This window comes from Nocardioides sp. IC4_145 (assembly GCF_011250565.1).
GTDB lineage: Bacteria > Actinomycetota > Actinomycetes > Propionibacteriales > Nocardioidaceae > Nocardioides.
The window spans coordinates 37,404-56,352 of record NZ_JAANMS010000033.1 but is presented as its reverse complement, the minus strand read 5'-3'; the positions used below and the strand labels follow the sequence as shown (position 1 = coordinate 56,352).

Genomic DNA, 18,949 nt, shown 5'->3' with positions numbered 1-18,949 from the left:
CCCGCCCCGCACGAGCAGGGGGGACGGGCAGCAAGAGGTCGAGCTTTCCCGGCGGTGGCGCGGTACCTGTCCGAGTTTCGTCGGACGACTCATACTCCTGGATGCAAGAGGTGTGTGGCACTTGGTCCGTCGCTCGAATTCGGGAGGACGCTGAGGAGCGCAGGTGACGGCTGAGGCGTCCGTCTTGGACCGGCTCGACGATCGGCTCGAGGGAAGCGTGTTTGTACGCTTCTGCGGTTCGGTGATCGTCCGGGGTCGGCCGAGTTTCGTAGGTGACTGTCCGAGTTCATGATCAGGCAGAGGGCGCGGCGTACAGCACGGGAGGTGGCCGGAAGCGGCAGCGCCGCGCGGAGCGGGAGCGTCGAATGATCGCCGGACCGAGAGCGTGTCATGGGTGCTCTCGGGGAGCGCGACGCTGCAGTAGCTGAGACCGAGAAGCGCGCTGGGAAGGCGCAGCCGGAGCTGCCCGAGGGAGAAGGCCTGTCCTTGAGCGAGGCCGGCGAGTTGTGCGGCCAAACGGTGACGATGCGCGACGCCACGAGGCTGCGGCGGCTCGCCAGCGAGTCTCGTGCCGATGACGGGGGGTGGGTGCCGGATTTGGGCGACTGAATGACGTCCGCCTCGCTAGCGTCACGGCAGCGAGGCCGGCGGCGGTTGCACTGGCGGTTGCGCCGTAACTTCCCAGGCGCTGGTCGGCGACTACGAAGGAATAGGGGGCGGGCCGCCGTCGCGTCACTTCCTGCGCCGCTATCTACTGCGGGTGGTTTCAGCCCGAAGCCGATCGCATTCACCGCTCCGCATCGTCGGCCGCGACGCGAGTACCAATGGCGGGACTTTCCGGCGGGAACGCGACCTCAGTGCGCGTACCGATCGCAGGTCGGACTGAGGACGTCCCCAACGATTCACTCGGCAGGGCCCGAAGGCGACGACGCCAGTACCGACAGGCCAATATTCGTTCTGCCACGCGAGAGGATGCCAACGCAGAGGACATCGACAAGGGCCAGCGTTCCCAGGCCCGAGCGGCGGCGTACCGCGCGCGGATGTACGCGTTCTCGGCATGAGCGTCCATCGGTACGAACCGCGGTCCAGACGACCCGGGGACTCGCCACCCGCCTGTGACTCGCCGCAGTCTGGCCGGACTGCGCTGATCGCGTCAGATGAGGATGGTTGTTGCAAGGGACCATCCGTGTGCGCGGGCCGTCGCAGCGTCACGACCGGGACTCGAGGGGCATGTATCCGAGCACCAGCTCATCAGGTCGGTGTTATCCAATGACTGCAAGCCCCATATAGGCGCTGGCGAGGCGATCAAGAAGACCGAGGCACGCCGTGTGTCCAGCGAATACTGGGGCGCGTCAGGGCCGGGCACTGCCTGCGACGGGTTCAGTGAAGTGCCGGTCAGGCCCGGGCTGCCACGCCCGCCACGTCATCCGCGTCGGGCGCCGCCGCGGCCTCGCGAGGTGGCGTCTTCGCCTGGCGGGGAAACTGCACGGCTTCGTAGTACAGGTCCAAGCACAGCATGACCTCGGTGTCGGCGACGCCGCCGAGGCCTCGGACTTCCTCGTCGACGAGGCGCATGACGTCCTCGGTGGTCCGGCACACCGCCTCCGCCATGATGTCGAACCGGCCCGCGGTGATCGCCACGTAGGTGATCGAGGGGATCCGGGCCAGCCGGTCCGCGACGGCGGCGACGCCGCTGTCGCCCCGGACCTTGAGCGCCACCCACACCACGGTGTCGAAACTCAGGCTGCGGGGGTTCACAATCGCGGTGATTCGCATCGACTGGGCCTCGATGAGCCGCGCGACCCGCTTGCGCACCTGCGATTCCGACAGTCCGACCTGCTCGCCGACCGTGGCGAACGGCAGCCGGCCGTTGTCGTGGAGGACGCGCATGATCTCGTAGTCCACCCCGTCCAGCGTCGAGGGGTGGGCGCGCGAGGCGCTGCCGGGCTTCGACTGCGCCGCCTCCCAGGCCGGCTCCTGGTAGTACAGGTCGAGGTAGGGCAGCACCTCGGCGGACGTTACGCCGGGTCGCTGGGGCAGCGTGTCGTTGACGAACTCCAGCAGCTCGTTGCGGTCGCGGCAGAGCACTTCGATCAGCGCGTTGTAGCGACCGGTCGTGATGACTGCGTAGTCGACCGCCTCGAGGTGGATGAACGAGCTGACGACGTCTTTGACGCGGGCCCCGGGGTCGACCGTGATGCCGATCATCGCGATGGTCTCAAAGCCGAGAAGGCCTGGGTAGGACACGGTCGTGATGTGGATGACGCCGTCCTCGACGAGCTCGTGCACGCGGCGGCGCGCGGTCTTCTCGGGGACGTCGAGGTCCCTGGCGATCGCGGCGAACGACCGTCGGCCGTCCTGCTGCAGGATCCGGATCAACTGCCGATCGAGTTCGGAGAGGCCCGGGTCCGACTCCTCGGCGCTCGCGCTCAGCGCGGGCAGGCCAGGTGCAAAGGTGAAGGCGTGGGGACCGCGCATGCCGTCGAAAACCGGTTCCCTGCGGCGGCTCACCCGGCCTGGCTCTCTGCCCGGTCGCCCGTCCGGTCCCGCAGAAAGACCGTCCGTCCGCCCAGGAATACCTCTTCGACCGCGATCTCGAGGAGGCCGTCGATGTCGACGGCGTAGGGGTCCCGGTCGAGGATGATCATGTCGGCATGCTTGCCTACCTCGAGCGATCCGTACATGTGTGACTCGCCGAGGACGTGGGCGCCGTTGACGGTGTGCATCCGCAGGGCTTCGGTCAACGTCACGGCTTGATCGGCGTCGATGACCTGGCCGAAGAACGACCGGCGGGCGAGAGTGCACCAGATGCTGAAGAACGGGTTGGTCGCCTGCTGCTCCGAGCCGATCCACACATCGGAGCTGCCGGTGAGTGGCCACCCTTGGTTCAGCAGGTCGCGGAACGGGAACCGACCGCGCTCGCCGTACTCTCCGAGGTAGGTCGGAAAGAAGTCGCCGAACGTGTAGAGGAAGACCGGCTGTGGCACCGGCACGATGCCGGCTGCGGCCCAGGCCCCGGTGGTCGTCTCGGGGTCGGGGAGGAAGTTCCCCGCATGCTCTACGCGGGTGGTTGGGGCGCCGTCGGGTACGCCGCCCGCGGCCACGATCGCCTCGCAGACCGCCTCCTGGGCACGGTCGCCGTTGGCGTGGATCGCCAGCTGGAGACCGGCGGCCGCGGTCGCGGAGAGCGCCTCGGCAATCCGCTCCGGGCTCAGCGCGACCTCACCGCAGGAGCCGTGCTCGTGCACGTAGGGCTGCTTGACGGCCGCGCTGCTGGCCGAGAAGCCTCCGTCGGAAAACATCTTCACGCCATGCACGCGGAGCAACTCCGGCGAGCTGGCGACGGGCGGCTCGACCGCCATGTCGCAGGCCTGCTCCAACGTGGTCGTGCCCGGGACCCACATATAGAGGCGGACCCGGGCGCCGAGGATGCCGTCTTGGTGCAGCCGGTCCATCGCGGTGAGACCGTCCATGGTCTCGGAGATCTCGCCGATCGTGGTGACTCCGAAGCGGCTGAATTGCTCGCGCACGCCCTGCTGAATGGCGGGTGCCAGTTCGTCGGCGGGCAGCTGGGGAAGGGGCAGGATGTTGTCCATCTCCTTGACCACGCCGGTCGGCTCGCCCGCGTTGTCCCGGACCACGGTGGGCAGGCCGGTGATGCTGTGCTGGACTTCCTCATACCCGGCGTCGATGCCGGCCAACTCGAGGGCCCGGCTGTTGAGGACGGTGATGTGCCCGCCGGCGCGCAGCGCGATGGCCACCTCGGTGCTGACGCTGTCAAGCTCGCCCCTCGTCGGCAGCCGCTTCTCAGCGAGCTTCTGGTCGAAGAAGAGGTTGGCCTGGCCGACCAGCCACCCGTCGACGGCCGCGTCCAGGTGCGCGCGCAGTTGGCCGAGCACCTCCGGGATGCTGCCGCACTGGGGTGCGCGGCAGTCGACCGTCTGGTAACGCATGCGCGCGGCGACCTCCATGTGGGCATGCACGTCCACGAAGCCGGGGGCGAGCGGGCGGTCCCCTAGGTCGCGCACCTCGGTGCCCGGCCCGACGAAGTCCTCGGCGTCCTGCCGTGGGCCCGTGCCGCAGATAACGCCGTCCCGCACGGCGACGAATCCCGGCGCGACCGGGTCGTCCTCGCGCAGCCAGAGCACGGTGTTGGACAGGAGGACGAGGTCTGCCTCGTCGCCATGGGTCATCGGTGGAACTCCTCGACGTCGGGGGTGCGCGGAGTCCGCACGGTAATGCGACTCGGCGATGTACGCAACGACGAAACACCGCCGTAACAACCAGAATGAAGACGAAAAAGTCCTTGACAGGCTCCATTGGCGCCTGAATAGTCTCCGCAGACAGTCTGGGGTCAGTGATTCCGGACAGCCAATCATCACGCGCCCCCTAGGAGGACTTGTGTCTGCAACCCGCCACGCCGAGGTAGCCGGAGGCGGTCTGGCCGGTCTGACCGTCGCGACGGCCCTGGCTCAGCACGGTTGGTCGGTGCGTCTGCACGAACGCGGGAGCCAGTTGCGCGAGATCGGCGCCGGCATCTTCCTGTGGGAGAACGCTCTCCGGGTGCTTGAGGAACTGGGTGCCTTCGAGGAGGCGACCGCCCTGGGCGACGCAATCGACAGTTGGCGGCTCTTCGACGAGCGCGGCCGCCCCATCCAGAACGACTGGATGAAGGACGGCTCGACCCGACTGATCACCGTGAAGCGCACCGAACTGCACCAGGCGCTGGCCCAGGCCGCTCGCCGCTCCGGCGTTGAGATCGTGACCGGTTCGCAGGTCTCGGGTGCCACACCGGACGGGGAGCTGCTGCTCGAGACCGGTGAGTCGTACGCCGCGGACTTGATCGTCGGGGCCGACGGCGTCTACTCCGCGGTCCGGCGCTCGCTAGGTCTCGACCTCAATGTCCGCGACCTCGAGGACGGCTGCATGCGCCACTTGGTTCCGCGCCGCCCCGGGGACGTCTCCGGAGAAGCGCTCGAGTACTGGAACGGCGGACGTCGTGTCGGGATCGTCCCGGTCACCCCCGACGAGGTCTACATCTACACCTGCTGCCCGGCCAAGGACCTCGAGGGTCGGCGGCAGCCGTTCAACTCTGCGTCCTGGGTCGCGTCGTTCCCGGACATCCGGCACTACCTCGACCGGATCCCGGACCAGTCTCGCTGGGCGGCGTTTCACGACGTGCGGACCCACAGCTGGGTCAGCGGTCGCGGTGCGATCGTCGGTGACGCCGCGACGGCGATGGCGCCCAACCTCGGCCAAGCCGCCTGCGTCGCGATGGTCAACGGTTTCTCGCTGGCCACCGTCTTGAACCAGCACGACGACGTCCCCACAGGCCTGCGCGCTTGGGAGCGTCGCCAGCGCGGCGTCTCGGACGCCACGCAGAAGTACTCGCGACTCTACGGACGGGTCGGCACCCGCTGGCCGCGTCCGCTGGCGGACGTCCGATCCGCGCTCGTCTGGCTCGCCGGCCGCTCCGAGAGCTGGCAGCACCGGGTCAACGTCGCAGCCCACTCCGGCGCCGATCTCGTCGGTCCTCGGAACTCGTGAAGGAGAGACTCATGAACCGAAAGAAGCTGAGCGGGATCCTCGCGCTGACCCTGTCGGCCGTCGTGCTCGCTGGGTGCAGCGTCGACGGCGGCAACGGTCGCGGCGCCAGCGAGGAGTTCGACGCAAGCACGCCGATCGAGGGCGCCGACCAGGGCACCTTCGACGCGTCCCCCGACGAGATCCGCGAAGGGCTCAAGGCAGACCCTTGGTGGGCGCCGTCACTTTTCGTCGACTGCGACGCCACGGATGACGCGGCCTGCGAGGGCGAGGCAACCGAGGGCGTCTACAACGCCATCCCGAGTGACCTGGCGACCGAGGACTGGCGGATCTGTGCCGTCGTGCCGCACCTGAGCGACGCCTACTGGGTGGCGGTCAACTACGGCATGGTGGAGGAGGCCCGGCGCCTCGGCGTCAACCTCGACTTCTACGAGGCCGGCGGGTACACCGAGCTGTCCACCCAGGTGAGCCAGATCGACGATTGCGTCGCCGGCGGCGCCGACGCCGTTATCATCGGCGCCATCAGCGCCGACGGCCTCAAGGCGAAGGTCGATCAGCTCGTCGCGCAGGGCACCGTCGTTATCGACGCGCTCAACGGCATCGTCAACCCCGACGTTGACGCCCGCTCGGTGCTGAGCTGGCGCCGCATCGGCACGACCGTCGGCGACTACCTCGCGAACCAGGGCGGCAGCGCGAACGTCGCGTGGTTCCCTGGTCCTCCGGGAGCCGGCTGGGCCGAGGACGCCAACGACGGCTTCGCCGAGGCGGTCCAGGGCAGTGGGGTGGACGTCGTCGAGACCAAGTACGGCGACACCGACAAGGACACCCAGCTGCGGCTGATCGAGGACACGCTTCAGGCAAATGATGGGGTCACGGTCATCGCTGGCAACGCCGTCGGTGCCGACGCCGCGGCTGCGGCCGGCTTCGCGGACAAGGCAACGATCATCGGCAGCTACATGACGCCCGAGACGCTGGCCAACATCGAGAGGGGCAAGGTCGCCTGCGCGGCGACCGACCAGCCGGCCGTGCAGGCCCGGGTGGCCGTCGACATGACCGTCCGCCTGCTGCAGGGCATCCCGCTCGACGAGGGGATGCGGCGCGCCTACCCCGCGCCGTACCTCGTGTGCGGCGAGGCGACCGAGAATGCGCAGCCGGTGAGCCAGTTCGTGGCGGAGACGACGTTCGCTCCCGAGGGCTGGAAGCCCGTCTTCACCGTCAAGGCCGACTGAGCCAGGTAGGACGACCCATGGCCACCATAGACGCGTCCAGTCTGCTCGAGGCGGAGCTGCTCTCGAAGAGCTACGGGGGCGCCCGTGCCCTGAACGGCGTGTCCTTCGACCTGAGGCGAGGTGAGATCCACGCGCTGCTCGGCGAGAATGGAGCGGGCAAATCGACGCTCATCAAGATCATCTCGGGCTCCGTGCCCGCCGATGCCGGAGCGGTTCGGCTCAACGGTCGCGAGTTGCGCAGCCTCACCGCGACCGGCGCCCTCGCCGCGGGCATCGGCACCGTGCACCAGGAGCTGAGCCTGATCCCGCAGCTCAGCGTGGCGGACAACATCCACCTCGGGCAGGAGCGCCTGCGGGTGGGCCGGCTCCTGGACAAGTCCACCATGCTGAAAGAGGCCCGCGAGGCGCTCGAGCGGCTGGGCCTGCAGGTCGACCCGCGGCGCAAGGTAGCGGGGCTGTCCCGGGCGGAGATGCAGCTCATCGAGATTGCCCGGGTGCTTCACCACCGCTCGCCGGTGCTGATCCTCGACGAGCCGACCGCCTCGCTGAGCCACGGTGAGACCGAGGAGCTGTTCCGAATCTTGGTGGAGCTACGCGCGCAGGGAATCGGGATCGTCTACATCTCCCATCGGCTCGCAGAGATCCGCGCGCTGGCCGACCGGGTGACGGTCCTCCGCGACGGCGAGAAGGTCGACACGCTGGAGTTGGCCACCGTGACCGACCAGCGCCTGGTCGAGCTCATGGCCGGGCGAAGCCTGGACAAGCTGTTCCCGCAGATCGACGCGCGTCACGGCGAGGTCCGGCTCAGGGTCGGCGGCGCCACCAGCTCCGGGCTGCACGACGCGAGCGTCGAGGTCCGCGCCGGGGAGATCGTCGGGGTGGCGGGGCTCGTCGGTGGAGGCAAGTCGGAGTTGGGACGCGCATGCTTCGGCCTGGAGAGGCTGGAGAGCGGGTACGTCGAGGTCGACGGTGCCCGAATGCGCAAGCTCAGCCCGCGCCGCGCGATGGCCCAGGGACTCATGTACTACCCGCCGGACCGCAAGACCGAGGGCCTCGTGCCGACGGCGACCCTCGCGGAGGCGCTCTCGCTCGGTCCCGTCGTGACGGGCGCGGTGACAAGCAACGGGTTCCTCAGCAAGCGAGCAATCGCGGACTACAACGACCACGCGGTGCAGGCACTGCGGATCAAGCCTGCCAACCAGGAACTCGGCATCCGCTGGTTCTCTGGCGGCAACCAGCAGAAGGCGCTCCTCGGCCGCTCGTTCGCCGCGGACTTCGGTGTGCACGTCTTCGACGAGCCGACCGTCGGGATCGACATCGGCGCCAAGGTCGACGTCTACGAGCACATGAAGCGGCTGGTCGCGGCGGGCAAGGCGGTCCTGCTCATCTCCTCTGACACCGAGGAGCTGCTCGGGGTGGCGCACCGCATCTACGTGGTCCGCGAGGGCCGCATCGTCGCGGACCTGCGTGGCGACGACCGGACCGAGACGAACGTCGTGAATGCATTCTTCGGAACTAGCCGGCCGCAAGTGGCCGTGGGAGGTGGGAACGTTGACCGCTCAGTCTGAACCGGTCACCGAGCAGGTGACGACTGGCGCTGTTGCCGGGCCCGTCGAGACGCCCTCGACGTCGCGAGCCAGGACGTCGTCGCTGAAGATGGGCCTGCTCCCGGTGCTCCTCCTGGGGGCGGTCGTGCTCTTCGCGTTCATGGAGCCGCGCTTCGTCTCCGGAGACAACGGCATCAACATCGCCCGGCAGCTGTCCTTCCTGCTGCTCCTGGCGGTCGCGCAGATGCTCGTGCTGCTCACCGCCGAGATCGACATGTCGCTGGCGTCGAACATCGCGCTCACCAGTGTGGTGTCGGCGACGGTGATGACCAAGGTCGGGGACGGCTCGACCGCCATCCTCGCCGGCGTGCTCGCCGGTCTCGCGACCGGTCTGCTGATGGGCCTGGTCAACGGATTGGTGACCTCGGTGTTCAATGTGCCGTCGTTCATCGTGACGATCGCGACCGCGTCGCTCGGGTTCGGCTCGGCGCTTCTGCTGTCGGACGGCAGCCCGATCAGCGGGCTGCCCGAGGGCTTCACGACGAACCTGGGCTACTCATCGGTGGGCCCGGTCCCGGTGTCCTTCGTCATCGCGCTCGTCTGCGTCGCCGTCTTGTACGTCGTCCTCTACTGGACCAAGCTCGGCCGCTACATCTACTCGGTCGGCGGGAGCCAGAGCGCCTCGCGGCTGCTGGGCGTACCGGTCGCCCAGACCAAGACCGTCGCGTTCGTCCTGGCCGGCGGGCTGGCCGCGGTGGCGGGCCTCCTGCTCACCGCACGCGTCGCTTCCGGCGAGCCGAACCTGGGCTCGGAGTACCTCATCATGTCGATCGCGGCCGCAGTGCTCGGCGGGACGTCCTTCTTCGGGGGCGAGGGGCGGCTGGGGTTCGTGGCGATCGGCGCGCTGTTCCTCGTGGTGCTCTCCAACGGCATGAACCTGATCCGGGTCTCCAGCTACACCCAGGAGATCGTGATCGGCCTCCTGCTCATCTTGGCTGTCGTGCTCGATCGTTGGCAGGCGAGGAACGCCCGGTGACCCACGCTGAGAACGGTCCCCGGTTCCGGCCGGGGACCACGCGCATCTGGATCGACGGCGCCGGCCGCGACGCCTCCGACGGGCGGGAGCTGGTGGTGACCGACCCCGGCTCCGGCGAGGTCGTCGCCGGCGTCGCCGACGGTGACGTCGCCGAGGCGCGGGCCGCGGTCGCGGCGGCCGCCTCGGCTCTGCAGGGTTGGGCCGCGACCTCCCCGAGGGCGCGGTCCGGCATCCTGATGGAGGCCTTCGGTCGGTTGCTCGCCCAGGCCGACCGGTTCGCCGAGCTCATCGTCCGGGAGAACGGCAAGACGCTGGCCGACGCTGCCGGCGAGGTCTCCTACTCCGCGGAGTTCTTGCGCTGGTTCGCCGAGGAGTGCGTGCGCACCGAAGGCGAGTACGGCGCGTCCCCGGCCGGAGGGACGCGCACGATCGTCACCAGCCGCCCCGTGGGCGTGGCGGCGCTGGTCACGCCCTGGAACTTCCCGGCGGCGATGGTCCTGCGGAAGGTCGCGCCGGCGCTCGCTGCCGGCTGCACGGTGGTGCTCAAGCCCGCCGAGGAGACCCCGCTCACGGCGCTGGCGCTGGCAGAGCTGCTTCACGAGGCCGGCGTCCCGGCCGGCGTCGTCAACGTCCTGCCGACGTCGAACGCGCCGGACGTGGTCGCCACATGGCTCGACAGCCGGGAGGTCCGCGCGATCTCGTTCACCGGCTCCACCCACGTCGGTCGCACCCTGTTGGGCCACGCCGCCCAGCGGGTCGTCAACACGTCGATGGAGCTCGGCGGCAATGCGCCGTTCGTGGTCTTCGACGACGCCGACGTCGACGCGGCGGTCGCAGGCGCGATGACCGCGAAGTTCCGCAACGGCGGCCAGGCCTGCACCGCGGCCAACCGGCTCTACGTGCACGCCGACGTGGTCGAGGAGTTCACAGTGAAGTTCGGGGCGGAGGTGGCGGCTCTACGTATCGGCCACGGGCTCGAGCCGACCACCGACGTCGGGCCGCTCATCGCCCGCAAAGCGGTGGACGGCGTGCGGTCCCTGATCGCCCGCGCGGTCGCCGCCGGGGCCCGGGTCACCCACCAGAGCGCCGTCCCCGACCACCTCGCGGGTCACTTCGTGCCCGCCACGGTGCTGCGCGACGTCACGGCCGCCTCGCCGCTGGTCCAGGAGGAGATCTTCGGGCCGGTCGCGGCGATCGTGACCTGGCAGGACGAGTCGGCGGTGCTCGACGAGGTGAACGACACCGAGTTCGGCCTCGCGTCCTACGTCTACTCCCGCGATCTCAAGCGCGCACTGAAGTTCGCCGAGCGGCTCGAGGCGGGGATGGTCGGCATCAACCGCGGCGTCGTGTCCGACCCCTCCGCGCCGTTCGGAGGCATGAAGCAGAGCGGCATCGGCCGAGAGGGGGCTCGCGCGGGCCTGCGCGAGTTCCGGGAGGTGCAGTACTTCAGCGTCGACTGGAGCTGACCCCGCCCATGTTGGGCGCCCCGCCGGGCGGGAGCCCTGTGACGGCGGGAGTGATGTCCGCCGAGCAAGCACGACCTCACGTTCAAGCTAGCGCGCGAAGCCGCGGTGACCGTTTGTGAGTCACCGAAGAGGACATCGTCTTTCCTAAGTAACCGCCGGGCTGCTCACAAGACACGGTTCACGAGCCCCGCACAACGCAGGACGCTGGCAAGAGCGTTGCAGGACGATTGCCTCCGCTCTGAGCCAGCTTGACCGGCTCGGCGAGGAGGAGATTTTCGATCCGGTCGCGCCGGTCGTCCTTTGGCGCGCCCCCACTCCCTTCCCGACACGGTCAACGACACCGAGTACGGGCTTGCCGCGTACGTCTATGGCGAGTTCGCGAGGCGTCAAGGCTCAGCGGCGGTCTCAGGGCGGGCATGGTCGGGATCAGCCGCGGCATGCTCCGGCGCCCTTCCGCGGGGTCAAGCAGGGTGGCATCGGCCGCGAGTAGGGCCGACTTCGAGGAGTACCTGGAGACGCAATATCTGTCCGTTGACTAGTGAGCTGCACGCGCTGCCGCTGTGCAAGGACGACGCCGCTGACGCCGCCCGGGCCACCTGACGTCGGTAAATCGCACCGGGGGTGGGGAGGTCCACACCGGCCGCCGCGCCTCGAGGGCGCGAGGGGCAATCGGCGCCGGCGCAGTGCGGTGCCGGCGTGCCCCGGGGCGTCCAGTCCAACGTCGACGAAACGTCACATGCACGGCGATTCATGTAACGCGGTCGAAATGAGCATCCGTCTACTGTTGATGAACGCAGAATCATGGCAGTGAACGAAAGGACTGCGACGTCATGGATGCTCAGCAGAACCTCGCCGGACTGTGCGAGGCGTCAGGAACGACGTTCATCCTTGCTCTCTTCGTCGACCTCAACGGCAAGCCGTGCGCCAAGCTGGTGCCGGTCGAGGCGGTGGAGCAGCTGTCGACCGAGGGGGTCGGCTTCGCCGGCTACGCCGTGGGCGCGATCGGCCAGGAGCCGAAGGACCCCGACATCATGGCCGTGCCGGACCCCGCGTCCTTCACTTCGATCCCTTTCGTGAAGCCGGGCCTGGCGGTGGTGCACTGCGACCCGCACGTCGAGGGCGAGCCGTGGCCGTTCGCGCCGCGAGTGATCCTCAAGCGACTGGTGGCGCAGGCGGCGTCCGCCGGCTACACACCGTACGCCGGCGCGGAGGTCGAGTACTTCCTGCTGCGCCGTGACGCCGCAGGAGCCCTGGTGCCCGCGGACGCCGACGACACCGCGTCCCAGCCGTGCTACGACGCGCGCGGGGTGACGCGCATGTACGACCACCTCAGCGCGATCAGCACCGCGATGAACTCGTTGGGCTGGGGCAACTACGCAAATGACCACGAGGACGGCAACGGTCAGTTCGAGCAGAACTTCCACTACGCCGACGCGCTGACCACCGCCGACCGGGTGATCACGTTGCGCTACCTGCTCAACGTGATGGCCCACGAGCGCGGCATGATCGCGACCTTCATGCCCAAGCCGTTCGGCAACCGCACGGGTTCGGGCCTGCACCTGCACCTCTCGCTGCGCGACGCAGTCACCGACGTCCCGGTCTTCCCCGGCAGCGAGGACACGGCCGACGGCCTGGGGCTCTCCAAGGTCGCGCGCTCCTTCGTCGCCGGCATCCTCGAGCACGCGACCGCACTGCAGGCGGTCATCGCGCCGACGGTCAACTCCTACAAGCGCACCGGGGCGGTCGCCTCGAGCGCCAGTGGTGCGACCTGGGCACCGAAGCTCCCGACGTACGGGGGGAACGACCGCACGCACTACGTGCGCGTCCCGGACGACCAGCGCGTCGAGCTGCGCGGCGGCGACGGCTCGGCCAACCCGTACCTCGCGATCGCGGCTGCTCTCGGCGCGGGCCTCGACGGCGTGGCCGGCGGCGCGGTGCTCGGCGAGCTGGGCAGCGGGCCGGGCACGCCGTTCCCCGCCACGCTGCTGCACGCGGTCGAGGCGTTCGAGGCCGACCCGGTCGTGCGGGGCGTCATGGACGCTGTCGGACCCGGCGTCTCGGACTACTTCGCCTCCCTCAAGCGCACCGAGTTCTTCGACTACCACGCGTCGGTCTCCGAGTGGGAGACCGACCGCTACCTCACGGCCTTCTGAGGCCCATAAGCTCCATCCGGAAAGGACCGACACCCATGTGCGGAATCGTCGGGTTGCACCTGCGCAACCCAGAGCTCCACCCCCGGCTCGGCGAGCTGCTCGCCGGGATGCTGTGCGAGATGCAGGACCGTGGCGCGGACTCCGCGGGCATCGCGATCTACGGCGACCAGGACTGGGCTCCGTCCGGCGTGTGCACCATCTCGCTTGTCGACGCCGGCCTCGCTGTCGAGGAGGTCAGCACCACCCTCCGCGGAGCCGTCGGTGCTCCGGTCGACGTGCTGCAGGTCGGCGACGTGCTGCTGGTCCGGGCCGACGTCACCTCCGAGGCGCTCCTCGCCGCGGTCAAGGCGCTCTACCCGGGCGTGCTGATCGGCGGCTTCGGCGAGGACCTGGCCGTGCTGAAGGGCGTCGGCACCCCGAAGGAGCTGGCTGCGTCCTGGGGCCTGGCGGGGGTCCAGGGCTGGCAGGGCGTCGGGCACACCCGGATGGCCACCGAGTCCGCCGTCACCGCCGCGGGGGCGCACCCCTACGCCGTGGGTCCGGGCGAGTGCCTGGTCCACAACGGCTCGTTCAGCAACCACGCCACGATCCGGCGCGAGCTGCGCGCGGCCGGCGTCGCCTTCGACTCCGAGAACGACACCGAGGTCGGCGCGCGCTTCGTCGCTCACGCGCTCGCAGCCGGCAAGGACGTCGCCACCGCCCTGACCGACCTCACCCGGACCTTCGACGGCTTCTACACGCTCCTGGTGTCCACCCGCGACTCGTTCGCGGTGGTCCGCGACGCGATCGCCTGCAAGCCGGCGATCATCGCCGAGACCGAGGACTGGGTGGCGATGGCGTCGGAGTACCGCGCGCTCGCGCACCTGCCCGGCGTCGAGCACGCCCGCATCTGGGAGCCCGAGCCCGAGGTCGTCTACGCCTGGAACAGAGAGGTCGTCCCCGCATGAGCATCTCCGGCACGACTCCCGCCGACGTCCGGTTCGACCTGGCCGTGACCCCGTTGCGCGAGGTCAACCAGCTCCTGCACGCTGACGGCCTCTCCGGTTCCTTCGCCATCGACGCCCCGGCGGGCGCCCACAACGTCGCGGTGGGGCTCGACGCGCCCGTCGCCGTCGCGATCAACGGACACGTCGGCTACTACGCCGCCGGCATGAACAAGCAGGCCGAGGTGACCGTCCACGGCAACGCCGGGACCGGCGTCGCCGAGAACATGATGAGTGGCTCGGTCCGGGTCACCGGCAACGCCTCGCAGTCCGCCGGTGCCACCGGTCGCGGCGGCCTGCTCGTCATCGACGGCGACGCCGGCGCCCGGTGCGGGATCTCGATGAAGGGGATCGACATCGTGGTCGGCGGCTCGGTGGGGCACATGAGCGCCTTCATGGCCCAGCGGGGCCGGCTGGTCGTGCGCGGCGACGCCGGCGAGGCCCTGGGCGACTCCGTCTACGAGGCCCGGATCTACCTGCGGGGCACCGCGGCGTCGCTCGGCGCTGACTGCGTCGAGAAGCCGATGACCGAGGAGCACCTCGAGGAGCTGGCCGGGCTCCTGAAGGCCGCCGGCTACGACGACGACCCGTCGTCGTACCGGCGCTACGGGTCCGCCCGCACGCTCTACCACTTCCACGCCGACAACTCCTACTGACGACCAGCTGAGGGCAACGACATGACGGCCACCTCCAACGACCGCGCCCGACTGGGGCTGCGGGAGTCCGCGACCTTCGACCGGACCACCATCGCCGCGATCCAGCGGGCGGCGGAGACCGGCATCTACGACATCCGCGGGTGGGGCGCCAAGCGCGCGCTGCCGCACTTCGACGACCTGCTGTTCCTGGGCGCCTCGGTCTCGCGCTACCCGTTGGAGGGTTACCGCGAGAAGTGCGGCACCGACGTGGTCCTCGGCGCACGGAACGCTCGTCACCCGCTCCGGCTCGACGTCCCGGTCACGATCGCCGGCATGTCCTTCGGTGCGCTGAGCGGCCGGGCCAAGGAGGCGCTGGGCCGCGGGGCCTCCGAGGTCGGCACCTCCACCACCACCGGCGACGGGGGGATGACCCCCGAGGAGCGTGACACCTCCAAGCACCTCGTCTACCAGTACCTGCCGAACCGCTACGGGATGAACCCCGACGACCTGCGCCGAGCCGACGCGATCGAGGTCGTGCTGGGGCAGGGGGCCAAGCCGGGCGGTGGCGGCATGCTGCTCGGCCAGAAGGTCTCCGAACGCGTCGCCGGGATGCGCGACCTCCCCGTCGGCATCGACCAGCGCTCGGCCTCCCGGCACCCCGACTGGACCGGACCGGACGACCTGACCATCAAGATCAACGAGCTGCGCGAGATCACCGACTGGGAGAAGCCGATCTACGTCAAGGTGGGCGCCTCGCGCACCTACTACGACGTCAAGCTGGCGGTGCACGCCGGCGCGGACGTGGTCGTCGTCGACGGCATGCAGGGTGGCACCGCGGCCACGCAGGAGGTGTTCATCGAGAACGTCGGCATTCCGACCCTCGCCGCGATCCCGCAGGCGGTGCAGGCGTTGCAGGAGCTCGGGGTGCACCGGAAGCCGGACGGTGTGCAGCTGATCGTCTCGGGCGGCATCCGCAGCGGCGCCGACGTCGCCAAGTGCCTCGCCCTCGGCGCCGACGCCGTGGCCATCGGCACGGCTGCACTCATCGCCCTCGGCGACAACCACCCGAGGTTCGAGGACGACTACCAGCGGCTCGGCTCGGCGGCCGGCTTCTACGACGCCTTCCAGGCCGGGCAGGACCCGGCGGGCATCACGACGCAGGACCCCGAGCTGCAGCAGCGGCTCGACCCTGTCGAGGGAGGCCGTCGCCTGGCCAACTACCTGCGGGTCCTCACGATGGAGGCACAGACCATCGCCCGGGCGTGCGGCAAGGCGCACGTCACCCACCTCGAGCCTGAGGACATGGTGGCGGTCTCCATCGAGGCCGCAGCGATGGCCCGTGTTCCGCTCGCCGGCACCAGCTGGGTCCCTGGCCAGAGCGGGGGTTTCTGAGGTGGCGGCCCGCAAGGTCGTCGTCGTCGGCGGAGGGCTGATCGGACTGTCGATCGCGCGCGCACTGGCCCAGCGCGGGAGCAACGACGTGCTCGTGCTCGAGCGGGGGCTCCTCGCCAGCGGCGGGACCGGCAAGTCCAGCGGGATCGTCCGCGCGCACTACGGCGTGCCGTCGATCGCGAAGCTCTCCTGGAACAGCGTCCCGACCATGGAGGCTCTGGGCGCCGAGATCGGCTTCCGGCAGGTCGGCTACAGCGTGATCGTCGGCGACGACAACGCCGAGGCCCTCGAGGCGAACATCGCGATGCAGCAGGGGATCGGCATCGAGGCTGAGATGATCGACGTCGACCGACTCGCGAGGATGTGGCCGTTGATGGAGACCAGCGACGTCTCAGCGGCATCGTTCGAGCCGCGGGGCGGCTTCGCCGACGCGACCCAGCTCGCGCTGCACTTCGGGCGCGTCGCTCGCGACCACGGCGCCCGCATCCGCCAGAACACGCCGGTGGCGCGGATCCTCACCTCCGGCGACAAGGCGACCGGTGTCGAGCTGACGTCCGGAGAGGTGATCGAGGCCGACGACGTCATCGTCGCCTCCGGGTGGTGGTCCAAGCAGCTCCTCGGGGACCTCGGGCTCGACTTCCCCTGCGACGCCTACCGCTCCGAGCTGCTCATCGTGGACGCAGGGCAGCCACTGCCGGACCTGCCGGTCGTCTCCGACCTGGTCAGCCTGCAGTACTGCCGGGTCGAGGGTGCCGGTCAGTTCCTCGTCGGCAACAGCGACCACGACGCTGCGGAGAACAAGTTCGTCGACCCGGACCACTACTCGAACGTCGCGAGCGACACGACCGTCGAGAAGTACGCGGGCAAGGTGATGCACCGCTTCCCGGGCTTCCCGGACCCGTCGGTGACCCACACCTACGCGGGCGTGTACGACGTACCGCCGGACTGGAACCCCGTCATCCAGCCGCTCGCCGCCGTCCAGGGCCTCACGCTGGCCGCCGGCTTCGCCGGGCACGGCTTCAAGATGAGCCCGGCCGTGGGGGACCTGGTCGCCGACCTGTTGCTCGAGGGCGACAGCACCGACCCGGACATCCCGGCGTCGGACTTCCGGCTGGAGCGGTTCGCCGAGGGCCGCCTACTCACCAGCCCGCACCCCTACGTGGGCGCCGGCGAGATGCGTTGATGACCGGCGTCACCGACCTGCTCGAGCAGATCGCCGGGATCGGACGCGTCGGGGCCTCCGGAGGCTACCGCCGCTTCGCGTGGACCCGCGAGGACGCCTTGCTGCGCGAGTGGTTCGCCGGCACCGCGGCCGGGCTCGGGCTCGAGGTCGTCGAGGACCGGGTCGGCAACCAGTGGGCGTGGTGGGGCGACCCGGACTCCGCGCCGGGGATCGTCACCGGCTCGCACCTCGACTCGGTGCCGGACGGTGGGGCCTACGACGGCCCGCTCGGCGTGGCTTCGTCCCTCGCGGCGGTCGCCGCGCTGCGCGACTCCGGGTTCGTCCCCTCCCGACCACTGGCGGTGACCAACTTCGTCGACGAGGAGGGTGCGCGCTTCGGCGTGGCGTGCTCCGGGTCGCGGGTGCTGTCCGGAGCGATGTCCGCCGACCGAGCGCTGGGCCTGAGGGACGGCGACGGGGTCACCATGGCCGAGGCGCTCGTCTCGGCCGGCCGAGACCCGCACCAGGTCGGACGCGACGACGAGGCGCTGGCGCGTGTCGGCACCTTCGTGGAGCTCCATGTCGAACAGGGCCGGCTGCTGGGCGACCTCGACGCCGACACGCCGGTCGCCGTCGGTTCGTCGATCTGGCCGCACGGGCGTTGGCGCTTTGACCTGCTGGGCGAGGCCAACCACGCTGGGACCACGCGGCTCGAGGACCGCCGCGACCCCATGCTGGCCCTGGCCGAGTTGGTGACGTCCGCGCGCTCGATCGCTGCACGCCTCGGCTGCGTCGCGACGGTCGGCAAGGTCGAGGTGCGACCCAACGGGGTCAACGCGATCCCGTCGTCGGTCAGTGGTTGGCTCGATGCACGCGGGCCGGACGAGGACGACGTACGTCGGCTGGTGCCGTTGCTCGAGCAGTCCGTCGGCGTGTCCGCCGTCGAGGAGTCGTTCACCCCCGACACCCGCTTCGACGCCGACCTGAGCCAGGAGCTCGCGGGCCTGCTCGGCGGCGTGCCGATCGTCGGCACCGGCGCGGGCCACGACGCCGGCGTGCTCGCGACCCGGGGCTTCCGCACCGCGATGCTGTTCGTCCGCAACCCGACGGGCGTCTCCCACTCACCCGCCGAGCACGCCGAGCCCGAGGACTGCGAGGCCGGAGTGGCGGCCCTGGTCGCGACGCTGCGTCACCTCGCGTCCGGCGCCGAGGCCGTACCCGCGCCATGACGGCCGTCCGCGACGTCGCCGACGTGCCCCGCACCGCGTGGCGCAACGGTGCGGGTTGGACTCGCGAGCTCGGAGCCGGCACGGCCGCGAGCAGCACGAAGGCGGTCTCCTGGCGGCTGAGCCTCGCCGACATCACGGGCCCCTGCTCGTTCTCGATCTTCCCGGGGATGTGGCGGTGGTCGACGGTCCTGGCCGGGCCACCGCTCCGGTTGCGGCTCGGACCGGGGCACGAGCGGACGGTCGCCCGCGGCGTCGTCGACTACAGCGGCGAGTGGCACGTGACCGCGCGACCGGTCGACGACACCGATGGTCCTGCGGCGGCCGTCGAGGTGCTCAACCTGATGGTCACGACCGGCGGGGCCGGCCGGCTCGAGCGCGTCGCCGTCGCCCCTGGAGCCGAACTGCCCCTGTCGCCCGACACGGTCGCTGTGGTGGTCGTGCGCGGCCAGGTGACGCTCGGCGGCACACGGCTGGGTGCCGGTTGCCTCGCGACGGACGCGCGCCCCGGAGCGTTGGCGGCGGTGGCCGCGCCGGCGTCGTGCGTGGTCGTCGGAGTGAACCCGTGAGGGGCGG

The 18,949-nt window shown here is 70.2% G+C and carries 14 protein-coding genes; 12 read left to right on the top strand and 2 right to left on the bottom strand.

The window, feature by feature from the left end; translation table 11 throughout:
- Positions 1 to 1,395 precede the first annotated feature (1,395 nt).
- A complete protein-coding gene (locus G6553_RS14335) occupies positions 1,396 to 2,511 on the bottom strand; it encodes an Lrp/AsnC family transcriptional regulator (RefSeq protein WP_207619790.1) in 1,116 nt (371 codons plus the stop codon).
- A complete protein-coding gene (locus tag G6553_RS14330) occupies positions 2,508 to 4,148 on the bottom strand; it encodes an amidohydrolase family protein (RefSeq protein ID WP_347565719.1) in 1,641 nt (546 codons plus the stop codon). Before G6553_RS14330 ends, G6553_RS14335 begins: the two co-directional genes overlap by 4 nt.
- A 103-nt stretch (positions 4,149 to 4,251) precedes the next feature.
- Here G6553_RS14330 and G6553_RS14325 point away from each other — a divergent pair, with 103 nt between their 5' ends.
- From G6553_RS14325 to G6553_RS14270, 12 genes are all read left to right on the top strand, one after another.
- Entirely contained in the window at positions 4,252 to 5,547 is a 1,296-nt protein-coding gene (locus tag G6553_RS14325) for an NAD(P)/FAD-dependent oxidoreductase (RefSeq protein ID WP_166194234.1), read from the top strand.
- Between the two features lie 11 nt (positions 5,548 to 5,558).
- A complete protein-coding gene (gene torT / locus G6553_RS14320) occupies positions 5,559 to 6,773 on the top strand; it encodes a TMAO reductase system periplasmic protein TorT (protein ID WP_166194231.1) in 1,215 nt (404 codons plus the stop codon).
- 17 nt (positions 6,774 to 6,790) lie between these two features.
- Positions 6,791 to 8,341, top strand: coding sequence for a sugar ABC transporter ATP-binding protein (locus G6553_RS14315; RefSeq protein WP_166194228.1), 1,551 nt, complete (start codon positions 6,791 to 6,793; stop codon positions 8,339 to 8,341).
- Positions 8,325 to 9,356: an ABC transporter permease gene (locus G6553_RS14310; protein WP_166194225.1), complete on the top strand. Its 1,032-nt coding sequence runs from the start codon at positions 8,325 to 8,327 to the stop codon at positions 9,354 to 9,356. Before G6553_RS14315 ends, G6553_RS14310 begins: the two co-directional genes overlap by 17 nt.
- The gene (locus G6553_RS14305; protein ID WP_166194222.1) at positions 9,353 to 10,822 is read left to right on the top strand and encodes an aldehyde dehydrogenase family protein; all 1,470 of its coding nucleotides are present in this window, start codon (positions 9,353 to 9,355) and stop codon (positions 10,820 to 10,822) included. The genes G6553_RS14310 and G6553_RS14305 overlap by 4 nt, the downstream gene beginning before the upstream one ends.
- An 830-nt stretch (positions 10,823 to 11,652) precedes the next feature.
- Entirely contained in the window at positions 11,653 to 12,975 is a 1,323-nt protein-coding gene (gene glnT, locus G6553_RS14300; RefSeq protein WP_166194219.1) for a type III glutamate--ammonia ligase, read from the top strand.
- Between the two features lie 35 nt (positions 12,976 to 13,010).
- A complete protein-coding gene (locus G6553_RS14295) occupies positions 13,011 to 13,922 on the top strand; it encodes a glutamine amidotransferase (protein WP_166194217.1) in 912 nt (303 codons plus the stop codon).
- Complete coding sequence (locus G6553_RS14290; protein WP_166194214.1) at positions 13,919 to 14,614, top strand: protein glxC; 696 nt, start codon at positions 13,919 to 13,921, stop codon at positions 14,612 to 14,614. The genes G6553_RS14295 and G6553_RS14290 overlap by 4 nt, the downstream gene beginning before the upstream one ends.
- Positions 14,615 to 14,635: 21 nt before the next feature.
- Positions 14,636 to 15,985, top strand: coding sequence for an FMN-binding glutamate synthase family protein (locus G6553_RS14285; protein WP_166194210.1), 1,350 nt, complete (start codon positions 14,636 to 14,638; stop codon positions 15,983 to 15,985).
- Position 15,986: 1 nt separating this feature from the next.
- The gene (locus tag G6553_RS14280) at positions 15,987 to 17,168 is read left to right on the top strand and encodes an FAD-binding oxidoreductase (RefSeq protein WP_166194207.1); all 1,182 of its coding nucleotides are present in this window, start codon (positions 15,987 to 15,989) and stop codon (positions 17,166 to 17,168) included.
- Positions 17,168 to 18,376 carry an allantoate amidohydrolase gene (locus tag G6553_RS14275; protein ID WP_166194204.1) on the top strand — a complete coding sequence of 403 codons (1,209 nt, stop codon included), beginning with the start codon at positions 17,168 to 17,170 and terminating at the stop codon, positions 18,374 to 18,376. Before G6553_RS14280 ends, G6553_RS14275 begins: the two co-directional genes overlap by 1 nt.
- A complete protein-coding gene (locus tag G6553_RS14270; protein ID WP_166194201.1) occupies positions 18,373 to 18,942 on the top strand; it encodes a HutD family protein in 570 nt (189 codons plus the stop codon). Before G6553_RS14275 ends, G6553_RS14270 begins: the two co-directional genes overlap by 4 nt.
- The last annotated feature ends 7 nt before the right edge of the window (positions 18,943 to 18,949 follow it).